At 69.9% G+C, this 23226-nt stretch carries 19 protein-coding genes and 2 pseudogenes; 7 read left to right on the top strand and 14 right to left on the bottom strand.

The features are described from left to right. From HV783_RS25040 to HV783_RS25030, 3 genes and pseudogenes are all read right to left on the bottom strand, one after another. Positions 1 to 638 (bottom strand): annotated as a pseudogene (locus HV783_RS25040) (cytochrome c); the annotation flags it as partial. Continuing rightward, a complete protein-coding gene (locus tag HV783_RS25035; protein ID WP_175190082.1) occupies positions 635 to 1165 on the bottom strand; it encodes a (2Fe-2S)-binding protein in 531 nt (176 codons plus the stop codon). The pseudogene HV783_RS25040 and the gene HV783_RS25035, both read right to left, overlap by 4 nt. A 44-nt stretch (positions 1166 to 1209) precedes the next feature. After that, positions 1210 to 2367: an FAD-dependent monooxygenase gene (locus tag HV783_RS25030; RefSeq protein WP_054415567.1), complete on the bottom strand. Its 1158-nt coding sequence runs from the start codon at positions 2365 to 2367 to the stop codon at positions 1210 to 1212. Between the two features lie 314 nt (positions 2368 to 2681). Here HV783_RS25030 and HV783_RS25025 point away from each other — a divergent pair, with 314 nt between their 5' ends. From HV783_RS25025 to HV783_RS29540, 6 genes and pseudogenes are all read left to right on the top strand, one after another. Then, the gene (locus tag HV783_RS25025) at positions 2682 to 3515 is read left to right on the top strand and encodes an alpha/beta fold hydrolase (protein WP_144657725.1); all 834 of its coding nucleotides are present in this window, start codon (positions 2682 to 2684) and stop codon (positions 3513 to 3515) included. Positions 3516 to 3551: 36 nt separating this feature from the next. After that, positions 3552 to 4625, top strand: coding sequence for a 2,5-dihydroxypyridine 5,6-dioxygenase NicX family protein (locus tag HV783_RS25020; RefSeq protein WP_054502377.1), 1074 nt, complete (start codon positions 3552 to 3554; stop codon positions 4623 to 4625). After that, positions 4622 to 5266 (top strand): N-carbamoylsarcosine amidohydrolase, encoded by a 645-nt coding sequence (locus HV783_RS25015; protein ID WP_175190081.1) that lies wholly within the window; start codon positions 4622 to 4624, stop codon positions 5264 to 5266. Before HV783_RS25020 ends, HV783_RS25015 begins: the two co-directional genes overlap by 4 nt. Positions 5267 to 5295: 29 nt before the next feature. Next, positions 5296 to 7596, top strand: coding sequence for a xanthine dehydrogenase family protein molybdopterin-binding subunit (locus HV783_RS25010; protein ID WP_175190080.1), 2301 nt, complete (start codon positions 5296 to 5298; stop codon positions 7594 to 7596). Beyond that, complete coding sequence (locus HV783_RS25005) at positions 7593 to 8627, top strand: XdhC family protein (protein WP_175190079.1); 1035 nt, start codon at positions 7593 to 7595, stop codon at positions 8625 to 8627. The genes HV783_RS25010 and HV783_RS25005 overlap by 4 nt, the downstream gene beginning before the upstream one ends. A gap of 7 nt (positions 8628 to 8634) precedes the next feature. Further along, positions 8635 to 9129 (top strand): annotated as a pseudogene (locus HV783_RS29540) (NTP transferase domain-containing protein); the annotation flags it as partial. Between the two features lie 61 nt (positions 9130 to 9190). On the opposite strand, the gene HV783_RS25000 reads toward HV783_RS29540, so the two are convergent. Continuing rightward, the gene (locus HV783_RS25000) at positions 9191 to 10414 is read right to left on the bottom strand and encodes a cystathionine gamma-synthase family protein (protein WP_175190078.1); all 1224 of its coding nucleotides are present in this window, start codon (positions 10412 to 10414) and stop codon (positions 9191 to 9193) included. Between the two features lie 179 nt (positions 10415 to 10593). Between HV783_RS25000 and HV783_RS24995 the strand changes: the two genes are divergently transcribed. Then, entirely contained in the window at positions 10594 to 11073 is a 480-nt protein-coding gene (locus tag HV783_RS24995; RefSeq protein WP_081273688.1) for an Lrp/AsnC family transcriptional regulator, read from the top strand. 39 nt (positions 11074 to 11112) lie between these two features. On the opposite strand, the gene HV783_RS24990 is transcribed toward HV783_RS24995, so the two are convergent. The 10 genes from HV783_RS24990 to HV783_RS24945 all read right to left on the bottom strand — a co-directional run bounded on the left by HV783_RS24990 (position 11113) and on the right by HV783_RS24945 (position 23086). Further along, on the bottom strand, positions 11113 to 12156 hold the full coding sequence (locus tag HV783_RS24990; RefSeq protein WP_054502370.1) for a response regulator: 1044 nt from the start codon (positions 12154 to 12156) through the stop codon (positions 11113 to 11115). 34 nt (positions 12157 to 12190) lie between these two features. After that, positions 12191 to 13207 (bottom strand): chemotaxis response regulator protein-glutamate methylesterase, encoded by a 1017-nt coding sequence (locus HV783_RS24985; protein WP_175190077.1) that lies wholly within the window; start codon positions 13205 to 13207, stop codon positions 12191 to 12193. Continuing rightward, positions 13204 to 15465, bottom strand: coding sequence for a hybrid sensor histidine kinase/response regulator (locus HV783_RS24980; RefSeq protein WP_054502368.1), 2262 nt, complete (start codon positions 15463 to 15465; stop codon positions 13204 to 13206). Before HV783_RS24980 ends, HV783_RS24985 begins: the two co-directional genes overlap by 4 nt. Continuing rightward, positions 15462 to 16127, bottom strand: coding sequence for a chemotaxis protein CheW (locus tag HV783_RS24975; protein ID WP_054502367.1), 666 nt, complete (start codon positions 16125 to 16127; stop codon positions 15462 to 15464). The genes HV783_RS24980 and HV783_RS24975 overlap by 4 nt, the downstream gene beginning before the upstream one ends. Then, the gene (locus HV783_RS24970) at positions 16120 to 17466 is read right to left on the bottom strand and encodes a CheR family methyltransferase (RefSeq protein WP_064528892.1); all 1347 of its coding nucleotides are present in this window, start codon (positions 17464 to 17466) and stop codon (positions 16120 to 16122) included. The genes HV783_RS24975 and HV783_RS24970 overlap by 8 nt, the downstream gene beginning before the upstream one ends. Further along, positions 17463 to 17999: a chemotaxis protein CheW gene (locus tag HV783_RS24965; RefSeq protein WP_175190076.1), complete on the bottom strand. Its 537-nt coding sequence runs from the start codon at positions 17997 to 17999 to the stop codon at positions 17463 to 17465. The genes HV783_RS24970 and HV783_RS24965 overlap by 4 nt, the downstream gene beginning before the upstream one ends. 6 nt (positions 18000 to 18005) lie before the next feature. Further along, positions 18006 to 19625 carry a methyl-accepting chemotaxis protein gene (locus HV783_RS24960; RefSeq protein ID WP_054502364.1) on the bottom strand — a complete coding sequence of 540 codons (1620 nt, stop codon included), beginning with the start codon at positions 19623 to 19625 and terminating at the stop codon, positions 18006 to 18008. 197 nt (positions 19626 to 19822) lie between these two features. Beyond that, positions 19823 to 21295: an amidase gene (locus tag HV783_RS24955; protein WP_064528888.1), complete on the bottom strand. Its 1473-nt coding sequence runs from the start codon at positions 21293 to 21295 to the stop codon at positions 19823 to 19825. A gap of 176 nt (positions 21296 to 21471) precedes the next feature. Next, positions 21472 to 21978: a PaaI family thioesterase gene (locus HV783_RS24950; protein ID WP_054502362.1), complete on the bottom strand. Its 507-nt coding sequence runs from the start codon at positions 21976 to 21978 to the stop codon at positions 21472 to 21474. A 223-nt stretch (positions 21979 to 22201) separates the two neighbouring features. Continuing rightward, complete coding sequence (locus HV783_RS24945; protein WP_116792417.1) at positions 22202 to 23086, bottom strand: LysR family transcriptional regulator; 885 nt, start codon at positions 23084 to 23086, stop codon at positions 22202 to 22204. Positions 23087 to 23226: the final 140 nt, after the last annotated feature.

The following is a 23226-nucleotide window of genomic DNA, read 5'->3' as shown; positions in this document are numbered from 1 at the left end:
GTCGCGGCCGCCGGCCGGCAGGCCACGCATACAGGCCGCCCCACCGCCTCGGACAGCAGCGCGGCGTCCGCGGCGGCGTCCAGCAGATCGAGCGCGTGCGGCGGCAGGCCGGCCTCGGCCGCGCCCTGCGGCCAGTCGGCCAGGCGCACCGCGTGCCCGGGACAATCCATCAGCGCCGCCAGCTCGCGCCGCAGCCAGGCCTGCGAGGCGGGCGCCGGCGGCGGCAGCCACAGCGTCAGTCGGCCGTCCAGGTACCAGGCCGCGACACGCGCGCCGGACGCCGTTTCAGTAGATCGCCATAGATACTCACGCTGGTCGTCCGGATCCGCTTCCGAACGGATCACGGTTGCCTCGCGCGCAGGCGGGCCATCGCCGCGCCACACGGGCGCCATGCAGGCCAGCGCCTGCCGCGCATGCGCCGGCGTCACCGCCACCACGCCGACAAAGTGCTCCCGCCGCACCACGGCCACCACGCCCGCCTGGGCCCGCGCTTGCTCCAGGTTCACGCTCTCGAGCGCGCTGCCGCGATAGCGCGTGCCGTCCCAGCGGGCCGCGGGCGGGCACAGGGTCAGTCCATGCAGCAGATCGGACGGCGGCGCGATGGCGCCCGCCGAGGCCTCGGGCAGCAACGCGCTCATGCGCCAGCCCCTTCGGACCCGCGCGGCGCCGCCTCGGCCCGCAATTGCACCGCGCGCAACGCCGCCTGCATGATCTCGACATGCGTCCCGCAGCGGCACAGGTTGTGATGCAGCTCGCTGCGCAGCGCCTGCTCGGACGGCGCCGGGTCGCGGCGCAGCAGCGCCTCGACCGTCATGATCATGCCGTTCAGGCAATAGCCGCACTGCGCCGCCTGGCATTCGATGAAGGCGCGCTGCGTCGGCCCGGGCCGCTCGCGCGAGCCCAGGCCTTCAAGCGTGGTGATCTCGCGCCCTTGCGCCGCCCTCACCGGAATCACACAGGACCGCGCCGCCACGCCGTCGATCAGCACCGTGCAGGCGCCGCACTCGCCCAGGCCGCAGCCGTACTTGGGCCCGCTCAGGGCCAGATCGTTGCGCAACACCAGCAGCAGCGAGGTCGCCGGCGGCGCCGCCACGCGCACGACGCTGCCGTTGACCTTCAGGCCGATCGGCTCGGCGGCGGGCGGGGTGTTGGCGGGATGTCCCATGGTGTGCGTGGCGAAGGTCTGGTGGATGAAGGACGGCGGGCGCGTCAGGCCGCCGCCTTGGCCTTCGGTTCGACCAGCGGCTCGCTGAACACGTCGTAGCCGAAACACCAGCTCGGGTCCTCATTGGTCCGCAGCCAGGTGTTGTCGTGCGAAATGCGCTGCACCTTGCTGGCGCGCTCGGCGCGGTTGGCTTCGTACAGCGCGAAAGCCAGTTCGTGATTATGCGCCCCGACTTCCTTGAAGCAACGCACCAGCATCGCGCCGTCCTCGATGGCCATGGCCGCGCCCTGCGCCATGTGCGGTTTCATGGGGTGGCAGGCGTCGCCCAGCAGCACCAGGCGGCCGCGGCTCCACAGCGGCAGCGGGTCGCGCTCCAGCAGCGACCACTTGGTGACCTCGACGGTGGCGTCGATCAGCGCCTGCACCGTGGGATGCCAGCCCTGGAAGGCTTCGCGCATTTCGTCCTTGCTGCTGGGCAGCCAGCGGTCGTTCAGGTCCCATTGCTCGACCGGCACGCCGGTCACGTAGTAGAGCTCGTCGGCCTTGCTGGTGACGAAGTACGTCATCATGTGGCGGTCATCGGTCCACCACTTCACGCAGGCGTCGAACGGCAGCATGCCGGCCTTGACCTCGGGCGTGGGGAACACCGCGCGGTGGGCCAGGTAGCCGGCGTACTTGGGGGGCTCGGGCCCCAGCAGCGCCTCGCGGATGTGGGAATTGACGCCATCGGCGCCGATCACGATGTCGGCATGCTCGACGCTGCCGTCGGCAAAGCGCATCTCGACGTCGTTGCCGCGGTCGGTGACGCCGACCAGGTGCTTGGAATACGCCATCACGCGCTCGGGCAGCGCCTCGATCAGCAGGGCGTGGAAGTCGCCGCGGTGCACCGTCAGGTACGACGCGCCGTAGGTCTTGACGGCGTAGTCGCCCAGCGGAATCCGCGCCAGCACGTCGCCGGTCAGGCCGTGGCGGCTGTACCAGTAGTCGGGGTGCGAACCCTGGGCGTTGAGCGCGTCCTCGATGCCGATGCGGCGCAGGATCTTCATGACGTTGGGACCGACGTGGATACCGGCGCCCAGCCGCGAAAAACTCGGCGCCTGTTCGTACACGCGCACGTCGAAGCCTTCCTGCAGCAGGAGCGAGGCGGTGGCGGCGCCACCGAGGCCGGCGCCGATCACGGCGATGCGGGGGGATTTAGACAAGAGGCTCTCCTACTTTTCTATGCATACACTCTATTTTTTCCAGATGGAAAACCGCACCATCGTGGATCCGAAACTGTTCGCCTGCGTCCAAAACAGTGCATTTTTATGCACATATAGGTAAAAACCACTATGAACATCGGCTTTGCGATTCACCTCGCTGTTTGCAAGAATAGAGCGTCTACACTGTTTTTTTAATTTATCGAAAACCCTAAGATGGATCCGCGCTTCACGTCATCACGCTCGATCCGCGCCCTGCGCGGCGCAAGCAATGACCGTCGGATCCCGTCCTGGCATCGACCCACCCGGAGCACGGCATGAGTCAACCATCCAGCACCTTCCTGTACGGCGCCAACGTCCACGCCAACGGCATCCGCCAGCACTACCTGCGCTACGGCGGCGCGGACGGCGCGCGCGCCGAACGCGACGCGCTCATCCTGATCCCTGGCATCACCAGCCCGGCGGTCACCTGGGGCTTCGTGGCCGAGCGCCTGGGCCAGCGCTACGACACCTATGTGCTGGACGTGCGCGGCCGCGGCCTGTCCAGCGCCGACCCCGGCCTGGACTACAGCCTGGACGCGCAGGCCGCCGACGTGCTTGCCCTGGCGCAGGCGCTGGGCCTGCAGCGCTACGCCCTGATGGGCCATTCCATGGGCGGACGCATCGCGGTGCGCGCGGCACGCAGCCAGCCGGCCGGCCTGACGCGGCTGGTCATCGTCGACCCGCCCGTCTCCGGCCCGGGCCGCCGCCCCTACCCCGCCAAGCTGGCCTGGTACGTCGACTCGATCCGCCAGGCCACGCACGGCATGGATGCCGAGGCCATGCGCGCCTTCTGCCCCACCTGGACCGAGGAACAGCGGCGCCTGCGCGCGCAATGGCTGCACACCTGCCACGAGCCCGCCATCGTGCGCAGCTTCGAGGACTTCGGCCGCGACGACATCCATGCCGACTTGCCGCGGGTGCGCGTGCCGCAGTTGCTGATGACCGCCGAGAACGGCGGCGTGGTCGGCGACGAGGACGTGGCCGAATGGCAGGGCCTGGCGCCCGACACCCTGCACCGGCGCGTGCCCGCCGCCGGCCACATGATCCCGTGGGACAACGAGGCCGGCTTCCACGAGGCGCTGGGCGACTTTCTCGAGCCGCGCGGCTGAATCCCCTTTTCCCCCTTTACCGGACAGGAGTCCGCCATGCCCGTCAGCGACATCGACCTGATCCGCGCCTGGAAACAGGTGCTCACGCTTTCCCGCCTCGAAGCCGGCCAGACCGTGACCGTGCTCACCGGCGCCGACACCCATCCGCAGACGCTGCGCTGCGCCATCGCCGCCGCCGGCGACATGGGCGCGCGCGTCAACCGCCTGGATCTGCCGCCGGTCAACGGCGAAAAATCCCTCAGCCGCGACTCGCTGGCCTACCTGGGCACCACGCCGCTGACCGGCAACCCCGCCGCCATCGCCGCGCTCAAGGCCAGCGACCTGGTGCTGGACCTGATGACGCTGCTGTTCTCGCCCGAGCAGCACGAGATCCTGCAGGGCGGCACCAAGATCCTGCTGGCGGTCGAGCCGCCCGAGATCCTGTGCCGCCTGGTGCCGACCGAGGCCGACCGCGCCCGCGTGCGCGCGGCCGCCGCGCAAATCGCCGAGGCGAGCCAAATGCGCATCACCTCCCGGGCCGGCACCGACCTGCAATGCCGCCTGGGCAGCTTTCCGGCGATCTCCGAATACGGCTTCGTCGACGAGCCGGGGCGCTGGGACCACTGGCCCAGCGGCTTCGTGCTGACCTGGCCCGACGAAGGCCACAGCAACGGCCAGGTGGTGCTGGACCGCGGCGACATCCTGCTGCCGATGAAGGACTACGTCACCGACCCGATCACCCTCACCGTGGAACGCGGCTACGTCACCCGCATCCAGGGCGGCCTGCAGGCCGAGGTGCTGCGCGACTACATGGCGTCGTATGAAGACCCGGAAGCGTACGCCGTCTCGCACATCGGCTGGGGCCTGCAGCCGCGGGCGCACTGGTCGATGCTGGGCCACTACGGCAAGGAGACCCACATCGGCATGGACGCCCGCGCCTTCGAGGGCAACTTCCTCTGGTCCATGGGGCCCAACAACGAGGCCGGCGGCCAACGCACCACCGCCTGCCACATCGACATCCCGATGCGCCATTGCACCGTGACGCTGGATGATCGCGCCGTCGTCATCGACGGCGTGGTGCAGGACGAACCCGGGCTGGCGCGCGCCGCCCGCCGCAAGGAGCTGGCATGACAACCACCGTTCCCGCCGGGGATATCTCGGCCTATGCCCGCCAGGGCTTCGGCACGCCGCTGCCGCTGAAGGCGCCGTTCGGCCTGCTCATCATCGATTTCGTCAACGGCTTCGCCGACCCCGCCGTGTTCGGCGGCGGCAACATCCCGCCGGCCATCGAACGCACCCGGACGTTGCTGGCGCATGCGCGCGAACAAGGGTGGCCCGTGGCCCACAGCCGCATCGTGTTCTCGGACGACGATGCCGACAGCAACATCTTCTGCCTGAAGGTGCCGGGCATGCTGACCCTGAAGGAAGACAGCCACAACAGCGCCATCGTGCCGCAACTGGCGCCCGCGCCCGGCGAGTACGTGGTGCGCAAAAGCACGCCGTCGGCGTTCTACGGCACCATGCTGGCGCCGTGGCTGGCGCAGCGCGGCGTGCAGACGCTGGTGGTGGCCGGCTGCGTCACCAGCGGCTGCGTGCGCGCCAGCGTGGTCGACGCCATGCAGGCCGGTTTCCGGCCGCTGGTGGTGTCCGACTGCTGCGGCGACCGCGCGCTCGGGCCGCACGAGGCCAACCTGTTCGACATGGCGCAGAAGTACGCCGCCGTCATGCCGCTGGATCAGGCGCTGGCCGACATCGGCGCGCTGGCGGCATAATCCTTGATCGGCCCGGATCGCCTTCGCCCATGAACCTGCCCCATCCCCGCGCGCTGCACGACGCGCTGCTGAGCCACCCCGGCGCGCTGCTGGTCGTGCGCGCGCCGACCGCGCCGCCTCGTCCGGCGCCCGGGCAGCCGGGTGTCGTTTCGGATTACGTGCAGGACACGCCCGAGGTCTTCGTGGCGGTGCTGGCCGATGATGCCGCGCCGGGCGGCTGGCGCGCGCTGGCCTTCAACGGTCACGTCGACCTGGGCACCGGCATCCGCACCGCGCTGGCGCAGATCGTGGCCGAGGAACTGCACGTGCCGATGGCGCGGCTGGAAATGGTGCTGGGCCACACCAACGCCACCCCCAACCAGGGGCCCACCATCGCCAGCGCCAGCATCCAGATCTCGGCCGCGCCGTTGCGCCGCGCCGCCGCCCAGGCGCGCGAGCGCCTGCTGGCGCGGGCCGCGCGGCAATGGGGCGTGGCGGCGGACACGCTGCGCCTGCGCGACGGCATCGTGCGTCCCGCCGATGCGGGCGACGAACGCGCCCTGCACTACGGTCAACTGGTGCAGGGCCAGCACACCCGGCTCGAGCTGGCCACCGATGATTCCCAGGTGCGGCTCAAGCCGGCCCGCGACTACACCGTGGTCGGCAGCGCGGTCGCGCGCGTCGACATTCCGGCCAAGGCCACCGGCGAACTGAGCTTCGTGCACGACGTGCGCGTGCCCGGCATGCGCCACGGCCGCGTGGTGCGCCCGCCGCACCCCGGCCGCGACGCCGGCGACTTCATCGGCCGCTGCCTGATCAGCGTCGACAGCGATTCCGTCGCGCACCTGCCAGGCCGCATCCAGGTGGTGGTGCAAGGCGATTTCATCGGCGTGGTGGCCGACCGCGAGGAACAGGCCGAAGCCGCCATGCGCGCGCTCAAGGTGCGCTGGAAGCCGGTGCCGCCCGCGCCCGCGCTCGACGACCTGGCCAGCGCCATCCGCGCCAACCCCGCGCGCCGCCGGCTGCTGCTGGAGGAAGGCGACGTCGAGGCCGCCTGTGCCGCCGCCCCCGTGCACCTGCGCCGCACCTACGTCTGGCCCTACCAGATGCACGCGTCCATCGGGCCCTCATGCGCGGTGGCCGACCATCGCGACGGCCGCCTCACCGTGTGGGCCGGCACGCAGAATCCGCACATGCTGCGCGCCGACCTGAACCGCCTGCTCAAGCTGGGCGAGGACCGCATCGAGATCATCCGCATGGAGGCCGCCGGCTGCTATGGCCGCAACTGCGCCGACGACGTCTGCGCCGACGCCGCGCTGCTGTCGGCCGCCGTCGGTACGCCGGTGCGGGTGCAACTGATGCGCGACCAGGAACACCAGTGGGAACCCAAGGGCACGGGCCAACTCATGGACGTGGCCGCCGCGCTGGACGACGAGGGCCAGTTGCTGGCCTATGACTTCGAGGTGCGCTATCCGTCCAACGACGCGCCGCTGCTGGCGCTGCTGCTGACCGGCGCCGTGCCGGGCGAGCCGCGCGTGCTGGAAATGGGCGACCGCACCGCGGTGCCGCCCTACCGCTATGCCAGCCGCCGCATCGTCTGCCACGACACCGCGCCGCTGGTGCGCGCCTCGTGGCTGCGGGGCGTCTCGGCGCTGCCCAGCTCGTTCGCGCACGACTGCATGATCGACGAGCTGGCCGAGGCGGCCGGGGCCGACCCGGTCGCGTTCCGGCTCAGGCACCTGGACGACACGCGCGCCATCGCGCTGTTGGAGGCGACCGCGGCGCGCGCCGGCTGGCGTGAACGAACGCCCGGCAGCCGCGGCACGCCCGATGCCGACGGCCGCCTGCATGGCCGTGGCGTGGCCTACGCGCGCTACGTGCACAGCAAGTTCCCCGGCTTCGGCGCCGCCTGGGCCGCCTGGGTCATCGATCTGAGCGTGGACCCCGCCAGCGGCCGCATCATCCTCTCGCGCGTGGTCGTCGGCCAGGACACCGGCATGATCGTCAACCCCGATGGCGTGCGCCACCAGATCCATGGCAACATCAACCAGACCCTGAGCCGCTGCCTGCTCGAGCGCGTGCGGTTCGACGCGGCCGGCGTGGCCAGCCGCGAATGGGGCGGCTATCCCATCATCGGTTTCAAGGACCTGCCGCCCATCGACGTGCTGCTCATGCCACGCCAGGACCAGCCGCCCATGGGCGCCGGCGAATCCGCCTCGGTCCCCGGCCCGGCGGCCATCGCCAACGCCCTGTTCGACGCCACCGGCAGGCGCTTCCATCAGGCGCCCTTCACGCCCGACGTGGTGCGCGCCGTCCTCGCCCATCCAGACCGCTCCCCGAGGTCCGCATGATTGATATCGACACCTTGGTCCTGCAGCAGGCCGCGCAATGGCAGTGTGACGGCGTGCCGGCGTGGCTCGTCACCGTGGCGCGCACGTGGGGCTCGGCGCCGCGGCCGCCGGGCGCGCTGATGGCCCTGAACGCCCGCGGCGAGGTCGCGGGCTCGGTGTCCGGCGGCTGCATCGAGGACGATCTGGTGGCGCGGGTGCGCGCCGGCGCGGCCCCGGCGGCGCGGCCCGAGGTGCTGCGCTACGGCGTGCACGCCGACCAGGCGCGCCAGTTCGGCCTGCCCTGTGGCGGCACCCTGGAATTGGTGATGGAGGCCATCGGCCCCGCCAGCCAGTTGCCCGCGTTGCTGGAACACTGCCTGCGCCGCGACTGCATCGAGCGCGAACTGGACCTGGCCACCGGCGCCGTCAGCCTGCGCCCCGGCCCCGCCGACGGCCTGCCGCGCCTGACGGCCGCCACCTTCACCTCGTATTTCGGCCCGTCGGTGCGGCTGATCGTGATCGGCGCCGGCGACACCAGCGCCTACCTGTGCCAGATCGCGCTGACGCTGGGCTTCGAGGTCATCGTGTGCGATCCGCGCGATACCCAGTCGCCAGCCTGGACGATGCCGGGCGCGGTTCACAGCCGCGAGATGCCCGACGACCTGATCCTGCGCCTGCGGCCCGACCGCCGCACCGCCGTCATCGCGCTGAGCCACGATCCCAAGCTCGACGACCTGGCGCTGATCGACGCTCTGCGGTCGCAAGCGTTCTACGTCGGCGCGATCGGCTCGCGCCGCAACAGCGACGCGCGCCGGGCGCGGCTGCGCGAGCATTTCGACTTGAGCGCCCCCGACCTGGCGCGATTGCGCGGCCCCGCCGGCGTTTACATCGGCAGCAAGACGCCCGCCGAGATCGCGCTCTCCATCATGGCCGAGATCGTCGCCGCCAAGAACGGCGTGGCGCACGGCGCGCTCGACAGCGTGGCCGCCGGCAAGACGCGCGACGGCGTCCGGATGGCCCCCGTCGACCTGGCCGGCGCCTGCTCCACCTGATCGCGTCATGCCCGTCCCGATCGCCGCCATCATCCTCGCCGCCGGGCGGGGATCGCGGCTGGGCGGCCGCGCCAAGCCGGCGCTGCGCATCGACGGGGTGAGCCTGCTGGAACGGCTGGCCCGCAGCCTGCGCGAGGCGGGCGTCGCGCCGGTGCGCGTCGTCATCGGCCCCTACGCGGACGTCCTGGCGCCGCTGGCGCAACGCGCCGCGATCACGCCGCTGGCTCAGGCGCGGCCGGACGCCACGCTCGCCGACTCGCAGCGCCTGGCGCTGCGCGAACACGCCCGCGCCCATCCCGACCATGACCTGCTGCTGGTGCTGGCCGACCTGGCCCTGCTCGACGCGAGCGCCATCGCCGACCTGCTGGCGCAATGGCGCGCCTGCGCGCCGGGCACCGACAGCCTGCGTCCGCGCATCGACGGCGCGCCCGGCCATCCGCTGCTGCTGTCGGCCGCCGCGGCGCGCGCCGCCGACGCGCTGCCGGCCGGCGTCGGATTGCGCCAATGGCTGGACCCGCGCAGCGGGCGCCATGCCGTCTTCGACAGCGCCAACCGCGCCTACATCACCGACCTGGACACGCCCGCCGACCTGGCGGCGCTGCGCGACGCGCTGGCGCCGGCACGCCCGAGTGGGTGGTCGAGGCCGGATGGCACACCAGCGATTCGGTGCCGCCCAGGCTCACCGCCGACTTGAACAGCCGCAGCGCATTGATGAAGCGGAACGCCTTGGCGCGGCCGCCGTCGAGCACGAAGGCGAAGGTCGAGCCCGGGCCGGTGCACTGGCGCTTGTAGACCGCCTGATAGGTTTCGTCGGCGATGGTCTCGGGGTGATAGATGCGCACCTTCTCGTGCGGATTGCCGGCCAGCCACTGCGCCACGCGGGTGGCGCTGCGCGCGGCCTGCTTCATGCGCAGCACCACGGTCTCCATCGAGCGCGTGATCATCCAGCACGAATGCGGATCGAGCTGCGAGCCGAAGGCGCTGCGAATGGCCCGCACCTTCTTGATCAGGTCCTTGGCGCCAGTGACCGCGCCAGCCACCAGGTCGCTGTGGCCGCCCACGTACTTGGTCAGCGAATACACGCACAGGTCCACGCCATGCTCGGCCGGCTTCTGGAAGATCGGGCCCAGCAGCGTGTTGTCGCACACCGATATCGGGCGGTAGCCGTGGCGCGCGGCGAACGCGTCGAGCTCGGCCTTCATGGCCTGGAAGTCGATCAGCGCGTTGGTCGGATTGGCCGGCGTTTCCACGTAGAACAGCTTGACCGGCCCCTTGGCCGCGGCCGCTTCCAGCGCCTCGCGCATGCTTCGCGCCGACAGGCCGTCGTGGATCGGGTGCGAGCCGATGCCCCATTCCGGGAAGATCTTCGCGATCAACGTCTCGGTGCCGCCATACAGCGGCACCGACTGCACCAGTTGGTCGCCCGGGCGCAGGAACGCCAGGAACACCGCGCTGATCGCCGACATGCCGCTGGAGGTCACCGCGGCATCCTCCGAGCCGTCCAGCAGCGACAAACGGTCTTCGACGATTTCCAGGTTGGGATGATTGAAGCGGCTGTACACCAGCCCGGCCGACTCGCCCTGCGGCAGCGGCTTGCGGCCCGACACCAGGTCGAAGAACTCGGCGCCGTCCTCGGCCGAACGGAAGGCGAAGGTCGAGGTGAGGAACACCGGCGGCTTGACCGCGCCCTCGGACAGGAACGGATCGAAGCCGTACGACATCATCTGCGTTTCGGCGTGCAGCGGACGGCCGGAGATGTCTTTCTTGTGATAGCTGGAATAACTCATGGCGTGCCTCTCGATGGGGGAAGTGCGGCCTACCTGACGGCGATATCACGGATTGGGACACGATAGCGCCGCCGGCCAGGGCATGCAGCGAGTATGGGCGCGTCCGGCCACAATATTCTTTCCATTTCTGCTTCAGGAATCGGATAATGGGAAATATCGTTTCCCACAGCATTGAAACCATGAAAGAGACTGCCTTGTTACATCAACTTGACGCGATCGATTGGAAAATCATGAAAATCCTTCAAGAAGATGGCCGCCTCTCCAACGCCGAACTGGCCGAGCGCGTGTCGCTGTCGGCCTCGCCCTGCTGGAAGCGCCTCAAGCGCCTGGAAAGTTCGGGCGTCATCCGCGGCTACCAGGCCATCCTCGACCGCCGCGCGCTCGGCATGGGCGTGGTGGCGTTCGTCAGCATCTCGCTGGACAACCACACCGAGAAAACCTGCCACGCGTTCGAGGCGGCGGTGGCCGCCATGCCCGAAGTGCTGGCCTGCCACAACACCACCGGCCAGCACGACTACCTGCTGCACATCGTGGCGCGCGACTTCGACGCCTATTCCGAATTCGTGCGCAACCGGCTACGCACGCTGCCCGGCGTGAAGGAACTGCTCAGCACGCTGTCGATGCACGAAGTGAAGTCGTCGACCAAGCTGCACCTGTGATGCGGATCCGCGGTCGAGAAACCCCAATCGCAAGGCGTGTCAGGAAGCGTCGGGCGTATCCGCGGCGGACGGCATCGGTCCCTGCACCACGCGGTTGCGGCCCTGGTTCTTGGCCTGATAGAGGCCGCGATCGGCCACCTGGATCAGGTCGGTGCACGGCTGGTCGGCGGCCGGCACGGCGGTGGCGGTGCCGATGCTGACGGTCAACCAGGGGCCGCCGTTGGTGTCCTTCTGCGGAATCTGCATGGCCTCGACGGCGCGGCGCAGCTTCTCGGCGGCCAGGCGCGCGCTGCCCGCCGGCGTGCCCGGCAGCACCAGCGCGAATTCCTCGCCGCCAAACCGCGCGGCCAGGTCGGTGGAGCGGTCGCAACTGGCGAAGATGGTGTTGGCCACGCGCTTGAGCGCCTCGTCGCCGGCGATGTGGCCATAGGTGTCGTTGTAGGACTTGAAATGGTCCACGTCGATCATCAGCATGCTGATTTCACGGCCATCGCGGCGCGCGCGCAGCCATTCGGCGTTGAGGTATTCGTCGAAATAGCGGCGGTTGCCCAGCCCGGTCAGGCCGTCGGAATTGGTCAGGCGGCGCAGCTCCATATTGCTTTCCAGCAACTGCTGCTGGCTCTGGCGCAGCGCCTGGTAGGCTTCGTCGCGCTGCACCAGCGCCAAGTACGAGCGCGAGTGGTAGCGGATGCGCGCGACCAGTTCGATTGAATCGGGCAGCTTCACCAGGTAGTCGTTGGCGCCGGCGGCGAACGCCGCGCTCTTGATGGCCGGATCTTCCTTGGTCGACAGCACGATGATGGGAATGTCGCGCGTGACCGGATGGTTGCGGTATTCCTGCACCAGGCTCAGGCCGTCCACGCCCGGCAACACCAGATCCTGCAGGATCACGGTGGGCCGCGTCTGCACCGCGACGGTCAGCGCCTTGTACGGATCCGAGCAATAGTGGAAGTCGATGTTGCCCTCCATCGCCAGGGCCCGGCGGATGGCCTCGCCAACCATGACCTGATCGTCCACCAACAGCACCATGGCCGCGTGCGAGTTCAGGTCGGCCGAGGCCGGGCTGTCAATGGGAGGGTGCATAGCGTCTTCCTTGCTTTCTACTTTGTCCGCCGGCTCAGGCAAACGCCTGGATCAAGCGGGGTGCGATCGTGTTCAACGGACGGATTTCAACGGCGGCCTGCATGGCGGCGGCCGCCTTGGGCATGCCATAGACCGCGCTGGTGGCCTGATCCTGGGCGATGGTCAGGCAGCCGCGCTCGCGCAGCGCCTTCAGGCCGCGCGCCCCGTCCTGCCCCATGCCCGTCAGCAGCACGCCCACGGCCAGGCCGCGCCAGTGCTGCGCGACGCTATGGAAAAATACATCAATAGAGGGTCGGTACAGGCTTTCTTTAGGATTCTCGGTGTAACGCAGCGTACCATCGGCCAGCAGGTGCAGATGGTCGTCGGTGCCGGCCAGCAGCACCTGCCCCGGCGCCGGCCGTTCGCCTTCGCGCACCAGCCGCACAGGCAGGGCGATCTGGTCGTTGAGCCAGTCCGCCATGCCGGCCGCGAACGAGGCGTCCACGTGCTGCACCAGCACGATGCCGGCGGGAAAGCCGACCGGGATGTCGCGCAGCAGTTGCGCCAGCGTCGAGGGACCGCCGGCCGACGCGCCAATCACCAGCAGGCCCTGCGACGGGTCGGCGTGCGCGGCGGCCCGGGGCACCGGGCTGAGCGCGGTGCGATTGGCGCCATAGCGGCCGATCAGCCAGCCGATATTGCGGATCTTGCGCAGCAGCGGCGCGGCCGCGCTGCGCAGGTCGGCCCCGCCCACCACCGGCGTGTCGGCGGCGTCCAGCGCGCCATAGCCCATGGCGTCGAACACCCGCGCGGTATGGCGCGCCACGTCAACCGTGACCACCACGATGGCGCAGGGCGATTCAGCCATGATGCGGCGGGTGGCCTCGACCCCGTCCATGACCGGCATGATAAGGTCCATCAGCACCACGTCGGGCCGGTCCAGGGCGCACTGTTCGACGGCCTCCTGGCCATTGGAAGCGACCCACGCCACTTCCAGCCCCGGTTCCAGCGCGATGACGCGCCTGAGGGTTTCCACCGCCATCTGAAGATCGTTGACGATTCCGATTCTCACGTCCGCGCCTTTCCGATCAGGTCTTCCACGGCGTCCAGCAAGGCGTCGTCGTGGAAACTACCCTTGGCCAGATAATAGTCGGCGCCCGCGTCCAGCCCGCGCCGCCTGTCTTCCTCGCGATCCTTGTAAGACACTACCATCACCGGCAGGCTTTGCAACTTGGGATCTGCCTTGATGCGCGACACCAGCTCGATGCCGTCCATCCGCGGCATGTCGACGTCGGTCACGACCAGGTCGAAGGCCTCGTTGCGCAGCATGTTCCAGCCGTCCATGCCGTCCACCGCCACCGCCACCTCGAACCCCCGGTTCAGCAGCAGCTTGCGTTCCAGCTCGCGCACCGTCAGCGAATCGTCCACCACCAGCACGCGCTTGCGGCGGCGCGCCTGCGCCACCGGACCGCCGCCGTCCACCCTGGCAAGGCGGCCGCCCTCGACCAGCTTCTGCACCGACAGCAGCATGTCCTCGACGTCCAGGATCAACAGCGGCGTGCCGTCGTCCATCAGCGAGCCGGCCATCACGTCCTGCACCTTGCCCAGGCGCGGATCGAGCGGCTGCACCACCAGCGTGCGCTCGCCCACGTAGCGGTCCACGGCGATCCCGTAGAGCCGGTCATGGTCGCCCACCACCACCACCGGCAGCGTCTCGGCGGCCGGCGCCGGCGCGCCGGAATGCAGGATCTGGCGCGCCGACACGAGGCCGATCTGGCGGTCCATGAAGCGGAAATGCTGGTGCCCTTCGAGTTGCTCGATGTCCTGGGCCCGCACCTGCAAGGCGTGGCTGACGTAGGCCAGCGGAAACGCGTAGATATCGCCCTGCACCTCGACCAGCAGGCTGCGCACCACCGACAGCGACAGCGGCATCTCCAGCACGAAGCGCGTGCCCTGCCCGGTCTGCTGGTGAATGCGCACCGCGCCGCGCAGTTGCCGCACCATGGTCTGCACCACGTCCAGCCCGACCCCACGGCCCGAGATCTCGGTGACCTCGCCGCGCGTGCTGAAGCCGGACAGGAACAGGAATTCCAGCAGCTCGGCCTCGCTCAGGCGGGCGGCGGTCTCGGCGTTGGTCAGCTTGCGCTGCACCACCTCGACCCGCAGACGGTCCAGCGAGATGCCCGCGCCATCGTCGCTCAATTCGATCAGCAGCATGCCGGCGGCATGGCGCGCCGACAGCCGGATGCGGCCTTCGGCGGGCTTGCCGGCGTCGAGCCGGTCCATCGGCATCTCGATGCCGTGATCCACCGCGTTGCGCAACAGGTGCATCAGCGGCGCGTCCAGCTTGTCGAGGATGTCGCGGTCCACCTGGGTCGAATCGCCCTCGATCTCCAGGCGCACCTGCTTGCCCAGCGAGCGGCCCAGGTCGCGCACCATGCGCGCCATGCCGCCCAGGCCGTCGCCGAACGGCCGCATGCGGCAGGCCAGCGCGGTGTCGTACAGGCGCTGCGCCAGATGGCCCATGCGCCAACCGAACTCGTCGACCTCGCCGGCGCGCTGGATCAGCTCCTGCTGGCAGGCCTGGACGATGCGCTGCGCGTCGTCCAGCGCGGCCTGGCCACGGGCGTCCACCTGCACGCCGGCCAGCGCCGCGCGCAGGCTGTCCAGGGCCTGGCTGGCGCCCGATTGCAGGCGCCGCAGCCGCAGCATCGAAGCGCTGAACGGCGCGATCCAGTGCGATTCGACCAGCGTCTCGCTGGACAGGCCGAGCAGTCTGTTGAGCGTGTCGGCCGTGACGCGCAGCACCCGCTCGCCCTCGCCCAGCGCCTGGTCGGAACTGCGGCGTCCGGGCGGCGGCGCCGGCGGCGGATCGTCGGGCTGGTGGATCGGCGGCAGGAAATCCGAAGGCTTGGGCGCGCGCTCGACCACCGGCGCGGCCGGCGGTGCATTGGGGGCATTGGACAGCCGCGCCACCAGCTCGTCGATGGCGTCGCCCAGCTCGGCGCCGGGCGTGGCGACCCGTTGCAGCAGGTCCGTGCCTTGCAGCAGCGCGTCGATGTCGGCGGCCTGCAGCCGCAGGCGCCCTTCCTGCGCCGCCACCAGGCAGTCTTCCATGGCGTGCGCGATGCGCACCGCCGGATGCAGATCGACGATGCGGGCCGCGCCCTTGAGCGAATGGGCCGCGCGCATGCAGGCCTCGAGCTGCGCGGCCGAGGTCGGATCGTGTTCCAACGCCAACAGGCCGTTGTTCAGCACTTGCACCTGGTTGCGGGTTTCCAACTGGAACAGCTCCAGCAGGGAGGCATCGCGCATCTGGTCCGGGTTCACGCCAGGCTCCGTTCCAATGCTTGCATCAACAGGGTCTCGTCCAGCACCCCGACACTGCGGGCGCCGCAACGAACGACCCCGCGCGAGTACTTCAGGCTGGCCCCCTCGAGCGTGGCCGGCAGCGTTTCCAGCGCCTCCAGGTCCACGCTGTGGATGCCTTCCACTTCATCGACCGGCAGCACCACCGCGCGGCCCGCGCCGCCGAAGATCAGCATGCGCGCCGCGGCGGGCCGCTCGCGGCCGTTGTCGACCGCCGCGCCGTCCAGGCCCAGCAGACGAACCAGCGAGACGCAGACCGTGAGCGTGCCGCGCACGTTCGTCACGCCCAGCACCGCGGGGTCGCGCCGGTGCGGCAGCGACAGGATGGCGCGGGTGCCGGCCACCTCATCCAGCGTCCTGGTCGGCAGGCCCAGCCATTCGCCCTGCAGGCGGAACACCAGCAGCGACGACAATCGCGCCTGGACCTTGGGCGCCGCGCCGTCCTCCGGCGTGTCGATCTGCGGCGGCAGGCGGTCGAGGATGCGCTTGGCCGCGCCGGCATACACCGGACAATTGCGGCAATGGACGTACTCGGGCAGGCGCTCGCAGCGCTTGTCGCCGCGGCTGCCGATACGGTTCCAGCAGTCGTCCACTTGCGCCAGGCTGGCCAGGAAATCACTCACGGCGGGCCTCCTGGCGCGCGGCGCGCGCCTGCAGTCGGCGGGCGCCTTCCGCGTCACCCTCGGATTCGACCAGCGCGGCCAGGTGCAGCAGCGCCTCGCGATGGGTCGGGTCCAGGTACAGCGCCTTGCGATAGGCCGCCTGGGCCTGGCGCGTGTCGCCGCCCGCGTCCTGCAGCAGGCCCAGCAGGTACAGCGCTTCGGCGCTGGCGCCATGCTCGGCAAGGTGGGCTCGGCACCGGGCCATGGCTTCCTGCACCCGCCCCTGGTCGGCCAACACCGCGATGGCGCGCAAGGCGGCCTTGATATCCGCGCCGGCCGGCAAGCCGGCGGGCGACGGGCGTGACGCGGACGGCGACGGCGCGGCGGCGCGCGCGCCTGCTGCCGGCGCCTGGGCGCCCGGCGATGAGGTCGACATCCGAGGCGGCGTTGGAGCCGGTATTTGCGTCGGCAGGCGGGCGGATGCGTGGCCCGATGCAGCGGCAGGCATCTGCCCCGCCAGCGACCGAGGCGCGGGCGGCGTCCAGGCCGCCGCCGGTTCCGCCGGTTCGGCGTGGAAGGCGAAGGCGCGCGCCAGCGGCACCGCCGGCAGGCGCCGCCCGGTCATCAGGCTGGTCTCGGCCGGCCCCACGAACAGCACGCCGTCGCGGCGCGCGAAGCCCTTGAGCAGCGCCACCGCCCGCTCCTGCGTGGCGGCGTCGAAGTAGATCAGCAGATTGCGGCAGAACACGAAATCGTAGGGCGGCACGTTCGGCAGCAAATGCGCGTCGAACAGGTTGCCCGACAGAAAACGCACCCGCGCCATCACCGCGTCGGCCAGTTGGTGGCCGTCGGCGGTCTCGGTGAAGTAGCGGTCGCGATATGACAGGTTGTCGCCCCGGAACGAATTGCGGCCATAACAGCCGCGCCGGGCAAACTCGACCATGCGTTCGCTGATGTCCACCGCGTCGATCTGGAAGCGGGCGGGCGGCACCCCCGCGTCGAGCAGCGCCATGGCGATGGAATACGGCTCTTCGCCGCTGGAACAGGGCACGCTCAGCACGCGCAGCGCGCGCGCCTCGGCCCCCGGGGCGAACAGGCGCTCGCGCGCCAGCGTCGCCATTGCCGCCTGCGATTCCGGATAGCGGAAGAACCAGGTCTCCGGCACGATCACCGCCTCGATCAACTGTTGCATCTCGGCCGGCGAGGTCTGCAGGCGCGCCAGGTATTCCTGCTCGTCGTCGCTGCCCACCGCCTGCATGCGGTGGCGCACCGCCCGCTCGATCGCGGCGCTGCCGATGGAGCCGCTGTCCAGCCCCATCTTGCGCTTGAGCACCGCGCTGAAGGCATCCACCCCTGTCATGCCCGGGCTCCTTCGTATGACGTCGCTCCCGCCGGGAACAGCAGCGTGCGCACCGCGTCGGGCAACAGGTCGGCCACCCTCACCGCCTGCACCATGCCACGGCCGTCGCTCAGCACCGGCCCCAGGTAGCGCGCCTGCGGCGTCTCCAGGCCGGAAGGCTGGAACGCCGCCGGATCATAGTGCGCGGTCTCGGTGGCCTGCTCCAGGATCAGCCCCAGCGGGCGTTCATCGGCCGCGCCCGCGGGCCGGTAGCGCACCAGCGCCAGCCGCGTGCTGGTCACCAGCGTCGCCGCGCCGGCGCCGGCCAGCGCGCTCAGGTCGATGGCCGGCACGGCCACGCCGCGGCAGTCAAACATGCCGGCCACCCAGGACGGCGTGCCCGGCACCTGCTTGAACGTGCGCATGCCCAACACCTCGATCACGTCGGCGGCGTCCAGCGCATAGCGGTCCGCGGCGATGCGGAACAGCAGGTACAGCCGGCGCCCGGCGGTGGCGCCAGCGGCCGCGAAAGGGATCGGGGCCTGCTCGGACATGGCGCGTCAGACCTTGAAGCGCGACACGCCGCTGCGCAGGTCGTTGGCCACCAGCGTCAGCTCCTCGATCGCCAGGCTCGACTGGCGTAGCGATTCCACCGTCTGCTGCGCGGCGTCGCTCAACTGCTGCAGCGCCTGATTGATCTGTTCGGCGCCCGTGGCCTGCGCCTGCATGCCCTCGTTGACCATCAGCACCCGCGGCGCCAGCGTCTGCACCTGTTGGATGATCTGCGACAGTTGGTCTCCCACCTGCTGCATATCGGCCATGCCGCGCCGCACCTCCTCCGAGAACTTGTCCATGCCCATCACGCCGGCCGACACCGACGACTGGATCTCGCGCACCATCTGCTCGATGTCGTAGGTGGCCACGGCGGTCTGGTCCGCCAGGCGCCGGATCTCGGTCGCCACCACCACGAAGCCGCGGCCATATTCGCCGGCCTTTTCGGCTTCGATGGCGGCATTCAGCGACAGCAGGTTGGTCTGGTCAGCCACTTTCGTGATCGTGGTGACCACTTGCGTGATATTGCCGGCCTTCTCGTTCAGGATGGCCAGCTTGGCGTTGACCGAGCCGGCCGCGCCGACCACGTTGCGCATGGTATCTTCCATTCGCGCCAGGCCGACCTGGCCGCTGCCGGCCAGCGACGCGGTCTGCTCGGCGGCGTTGGACACCTCGGTCATGGTGCGCACCAGCTCGCGCGACGTCGCCGATATCTCGCGCGAGGTCGCGCCGATCTCGGTGGTGGTAGCCGCCACTTCCGACGCGGTGGCCTGCTGCTGCTTGGAGGTGGCCGCGATCTCGGTCACCGAGGTGGCCACCTGCACCGCCGAGCGCTGGGTCTTGCCGACCAGTCCGGTCAGCTCGTCGACCATGCCATTGAAGCCGCTCTCGATCGTGTTGAACTCGTCCTTGCGCGACAGCGTCAGGCGGCGCGTCAGGTCGCCGCCGCCGGTGGCTTCCAGCGTCTTGACGATGCTGCGCATGGGATTGACGATGGCGCGCATCAACAGGATGCCGCAGATCACCGCGGCGATGACCGCCAGCCCCAGCGACGCCAGCATGCCGACCTCGGCCTTGTCCACCGCCCGCTGGATGCCGATGGCGGATTCATCGGCCTGCTGCTTGTTGGCCGCCACCATGTTGGCCAGCACGTCGCGCCCCAGGTAGAACGCCGGACGCAGGTCGGCCTTGATCTTGGCCTGCGCGCGGACGGGATCGGTCGACACCGCCGGGTCCAGGATCTCCGCCCGGATGCGCATGTAGGCCTGCAGCGTCTTCTCGAATTCCTCGAACATGCGCTGGTCTTCGCCGCGCAGCACCGTGCGGCGGTACTGGTCGATGTTCTCCTGCAACTGCTGGTCGCTGCGCGGCAGGGCCGCCAGCGCGGCGCGGCGCTCCTGCTCCGTGTCGGTATTGAAAGCGTCCTGCACCGCCACGAACCCGGCGAACCAGGAGGCGCGGATCGAGGTGCTGTAGTAGATGCCGGGCACGGCGTCGGTGTTGATCGACCTGGCCTCGGCCTCGACCTGCAGCAGCCGCTGGTAATCGACCACCACCATCAAGCCCATGATGGCCAGGATCACCAGGAAGCTGGCGATGATGCGCTCGCGTAGTGTCAGATTCTTCATACCGGAGGACGCCCCATTCATGACCAGATGTGGAAATAATCGACAATTATTGCAAAGGCGAGCCCTGTCAGCTACGGAAAAACAGGGCAAACCCGCAATTCCGTCCCCGCTTCGTCGGGAAAAAGCCAAGCCCGGTTACACGGGCTTGTGTTTTCGTGTGACAACGCGTAGCGGACAGCCGCAAGCCGGCGCCCGCCCTAGCCCCACAAGCCCTGCGGCGGACGCGCCTGGACCCAGTCGCGCACCTGCTCATGGGCGCGCGCCAGTTGCAGCACCGCCAGGTCGCCGCGCGGCGGCCCGATCAACTGCATTCCCATCGGCAGCCCGGCGGCGCCGAACCCCACGGGCACGCTGATGACCGGGCAGCCGGCCAGCGTCCAGGGCGTGACGATCTCCATCCAGCGGTGGTAGGTATCCATGGCGCGCCCGGCGATCTGCCGGGGCCAGTCCAGTTGGGCATCGAACGGGAACACCTGCGCCGACGGCACCGCCAGGTAGTCCACCTCCTTGAAGATGCCGAGCACGGCCTGGTACCAGGCGCTGCGCTCCTCGGTGGCCTGGTAGACCTGTCGCGCGGTCATGCCGTCCAGCCCCTCGACCTCCCAGATCAGCGCCGGCTTGACCAGCTTGCGGGTCTGCGGATCGTTCACCAGCGCATGGAACTGCCCGCCCACCATCAGATGGCGGTGGGCCAGCCAGATGCGCCAAAGCCGCTCGCCGTCGAACGGCACGCGGTAATCGTCCACCTGGCAGCCGGCCGCCCCAAGATCGGCCAGCGCCTGGACGCACAGATCCAGGATGCCCGGCTCCATCGCCAGATAGCCGTTCCAGTCGCCCAGCCAGCCGATGCGCCGGCCGCGCAGGTCGGCTTCCAGCGGCTGCGCGAATACGGCCGGATCGTCGCCCAGCGACAGCGGCACGCGCGCATCGGGCCCCGCCATCACCGCCAGCATCCGCGCCACGTCGCGCGGCGTGCGGCCCATCGGACCTTCATACGACAGTTGCTTGAGGAACACCTCGCTGGACGGGCCAAACGGCACCCGCCCCGCCGACGGCCGCATGCCGTACACGTTGCAGAAGGCTGCGGGGTTGCGCAGCGAGCCGCCAAAGTCGCTGCCATCGGCCACCGGCAGCATGCGCGCGGCCAGCGCCGCCGCCGCGCCGCCGCTGCTGCCGCCCGCGCTCTTGGAGACGTCATAGGGATTGACCGTGGTGCCATAGACCAGGTTGTAGGTGTGCGAGCCCAGCCCGAACTCCGGCACGTTGGTGCGGCCGATGAAAATGGCGCCGGCCGCGCGCATGCGCTCGACCACGATGGAGTCGTGGCCCGTCACCTGGTCCTTGAACACCAGCGAACCCATCGAGGTCACCATGCCGCGCACCGCCGTCAGATCCTTGGGCGCCTGCGGCATGCCGTGCAGCCAGCCCAGCCACTGCCCCGCCGCCAACTGCGCGTCGCGTTCGTCGGCCTCGCGCAGCAGCTCCTGCGGCTCGCGCCGCGCGACCAGCGCATTGAGCTTGGGGTTGACCGCGTCGATATGGCGCAGATAAGCGGTCATCACTTCGCGGCACGACACGCGCCGCTGGCGGATCGCGTCCGACAGCGCGTGGGCGGGCATGGCCACGATATCGTCCAGGCTGCCGGCGGCCGCCGGGATGGCTGCATTCATGGTGTTGTCTCCTCTTTTTGCTTTGCAGGCCGACGATACTACGCCAGCCAGGCGCGCAAGCGCGGCAAGAGCCGGGCCATGCCGCGCGGGCAGCGGCCATGCGCTGCCCCGCGCCCTTCAGGACGGCGCAGACCGCCGCGACCGCGCCGGTCTGCGCCGCGACTCGCCGCGCCGCGTCAGGCCGCCGGCCGCGCGAACACCAGCAGCGTCGAGGTCGCCGACGCCAGCAGGCGCCCCTCGGCATCGGTCAGCTTGGCCTCGGCGTACGCCACCCGCTGGCCGAACGACAGCACCCTGCCCTCGGCCCGCAGCCGGCCGCTGTGACGCGTGATGGCCTTGTGATAGGCCACCTTTAGCTCCAGCGTGGTGTAGGCCTGTTCGGCCGACAGGCGCGAATGCACCGCGCAGCCGCAGGCCGAGTCCAGCAGGGTCGCGGCATAGCCGCCATGCACCGTACCGATCGGGTTGTAGGCGTGCGGGCCGGGCGTGCCGGCGAACACCGCCAGGCCTTCCTCGGCCTCGACGAAATCGAAATCCAGCGACACCAGGATGCCCGGCTTGCGGCCCGAGGCCAGCAAGGCGCGCAGTTGCGCCAGGCCATCCAGGCCGGCGCCGGTCTGGTCGACCAGGCTGGGCTCGCGTTGCGGTGAGGCGCTGCCGGCGGGAGTCGAAGCGGAAGTCATGCGCGGTTCTCCTGAAGGGGAAACATCGTCGAGGGCGAATATGACGAACATCATATATCAAGCCAGGAACGGGGCGGATTGCCCGGCGGCTGGGCCGCCTCCGGGGTGCCAGGGTTCGTGCCTGGACGGCTGGACTGCTGGCGGCCTTCGATCGGCAGTCCGGTTGTGGCGGGCGAGCCTGGCGCCGGGAATTCCGGGCTTGGGCTCGCCTGGCAGGCCCCTCTCAGGGAAACAACTGCTGCGCCAGATGATCGACGAACACGCGCAGCTTGGGCGACGGATGGCGGCTGGCGGGCCACACCGCCCACATGGTCGCATTGCCCCGGGTGCGTTCGTCCAGCACCGTCACCAGCTTGCCCGCGGCCAGCTCTTGCCGGACGGTGAAATCCGGCAGGCAGACGATCCCCAACCCGCCCAGCGCCAGGAAGATGCGGGTCTCGACGCTGTTGCAGACCAGCGTCAGCGGCAATTCGGGCGCGGGCGCGCCGGCCGCCGTCTTCAGCGGCCATTGCTCCAGCTTGCCGGTGCTGGGATAGCGATAGTGCAGGCAGCAATGGCCCAGCAGGTCGGCGGCGCGGCGCGGCGTGCCATGCCGCGCCAGGTAATCGGGCGAGGCCGCCAGGATGCGGCGGAACGGCCCCAGGCGGCGGCGCTTCAGGCCGGAATCCTGCATCTCGCCGGAGCGCACCACGGCATCGTAGCCCTCGCCGATCACGTCGACCATGCGATCGGTGAAATCCAGGTCCAGCCGCACCTGCGGATACTGCTTCATGAAGGTGGCGATGGCGGGCTCGAACAGCCGGCTGTAGCGCGGCAGGCTGACGCGCAGCCGGCCGCTGGGCGTGCCGGCGGCCTCCGACAGTTCGAGCTCGGCGGCCTCGACCTCGCACAGGATGCGGCGGCAGCGCTCCAGGAATTTCTCGCCCTCCGGGGTCAGGGTGATGTGGCGCGTGCTGCGGTGGAACAGCCGCACTTTCAGGTGCGCCTCCATCCGCGCCACGCTCTTGCCCACCGCCGACGGCGACACGCCCAGCACCCGCCCCGCCTCGGCAAAGCTGCGCGTGTCCGCCACCAGCACGAAAACGCCGATACCACTCAGGCTGTCCATGCCAATTTCCTTCAATACGGACATACATGTCCGGAATATTCGGAATCCTAGCCTATTTTTCTTTTATCAGAGGCTGCCTATCCTGCCGGCATTGCATTCCATGGCGCCCCGTCCGGGCGCCGCGCTCGCCCGTTTTCTGT

It is taken from the genome of Achromobacter dolens, from assembly GCF_902859745.1.
Classification (GTDB): Bacteria; Pseudomonadota; Gammaproteobacteria; order Burkholderiales; family Burkholderiaceae_B; genus Achromobacter; species Achromobacter dolens.
Note: the sequence above shows the minus strand (reverse complement) of the source record. Positions and strands in the feature narration are given on the sequence as shown.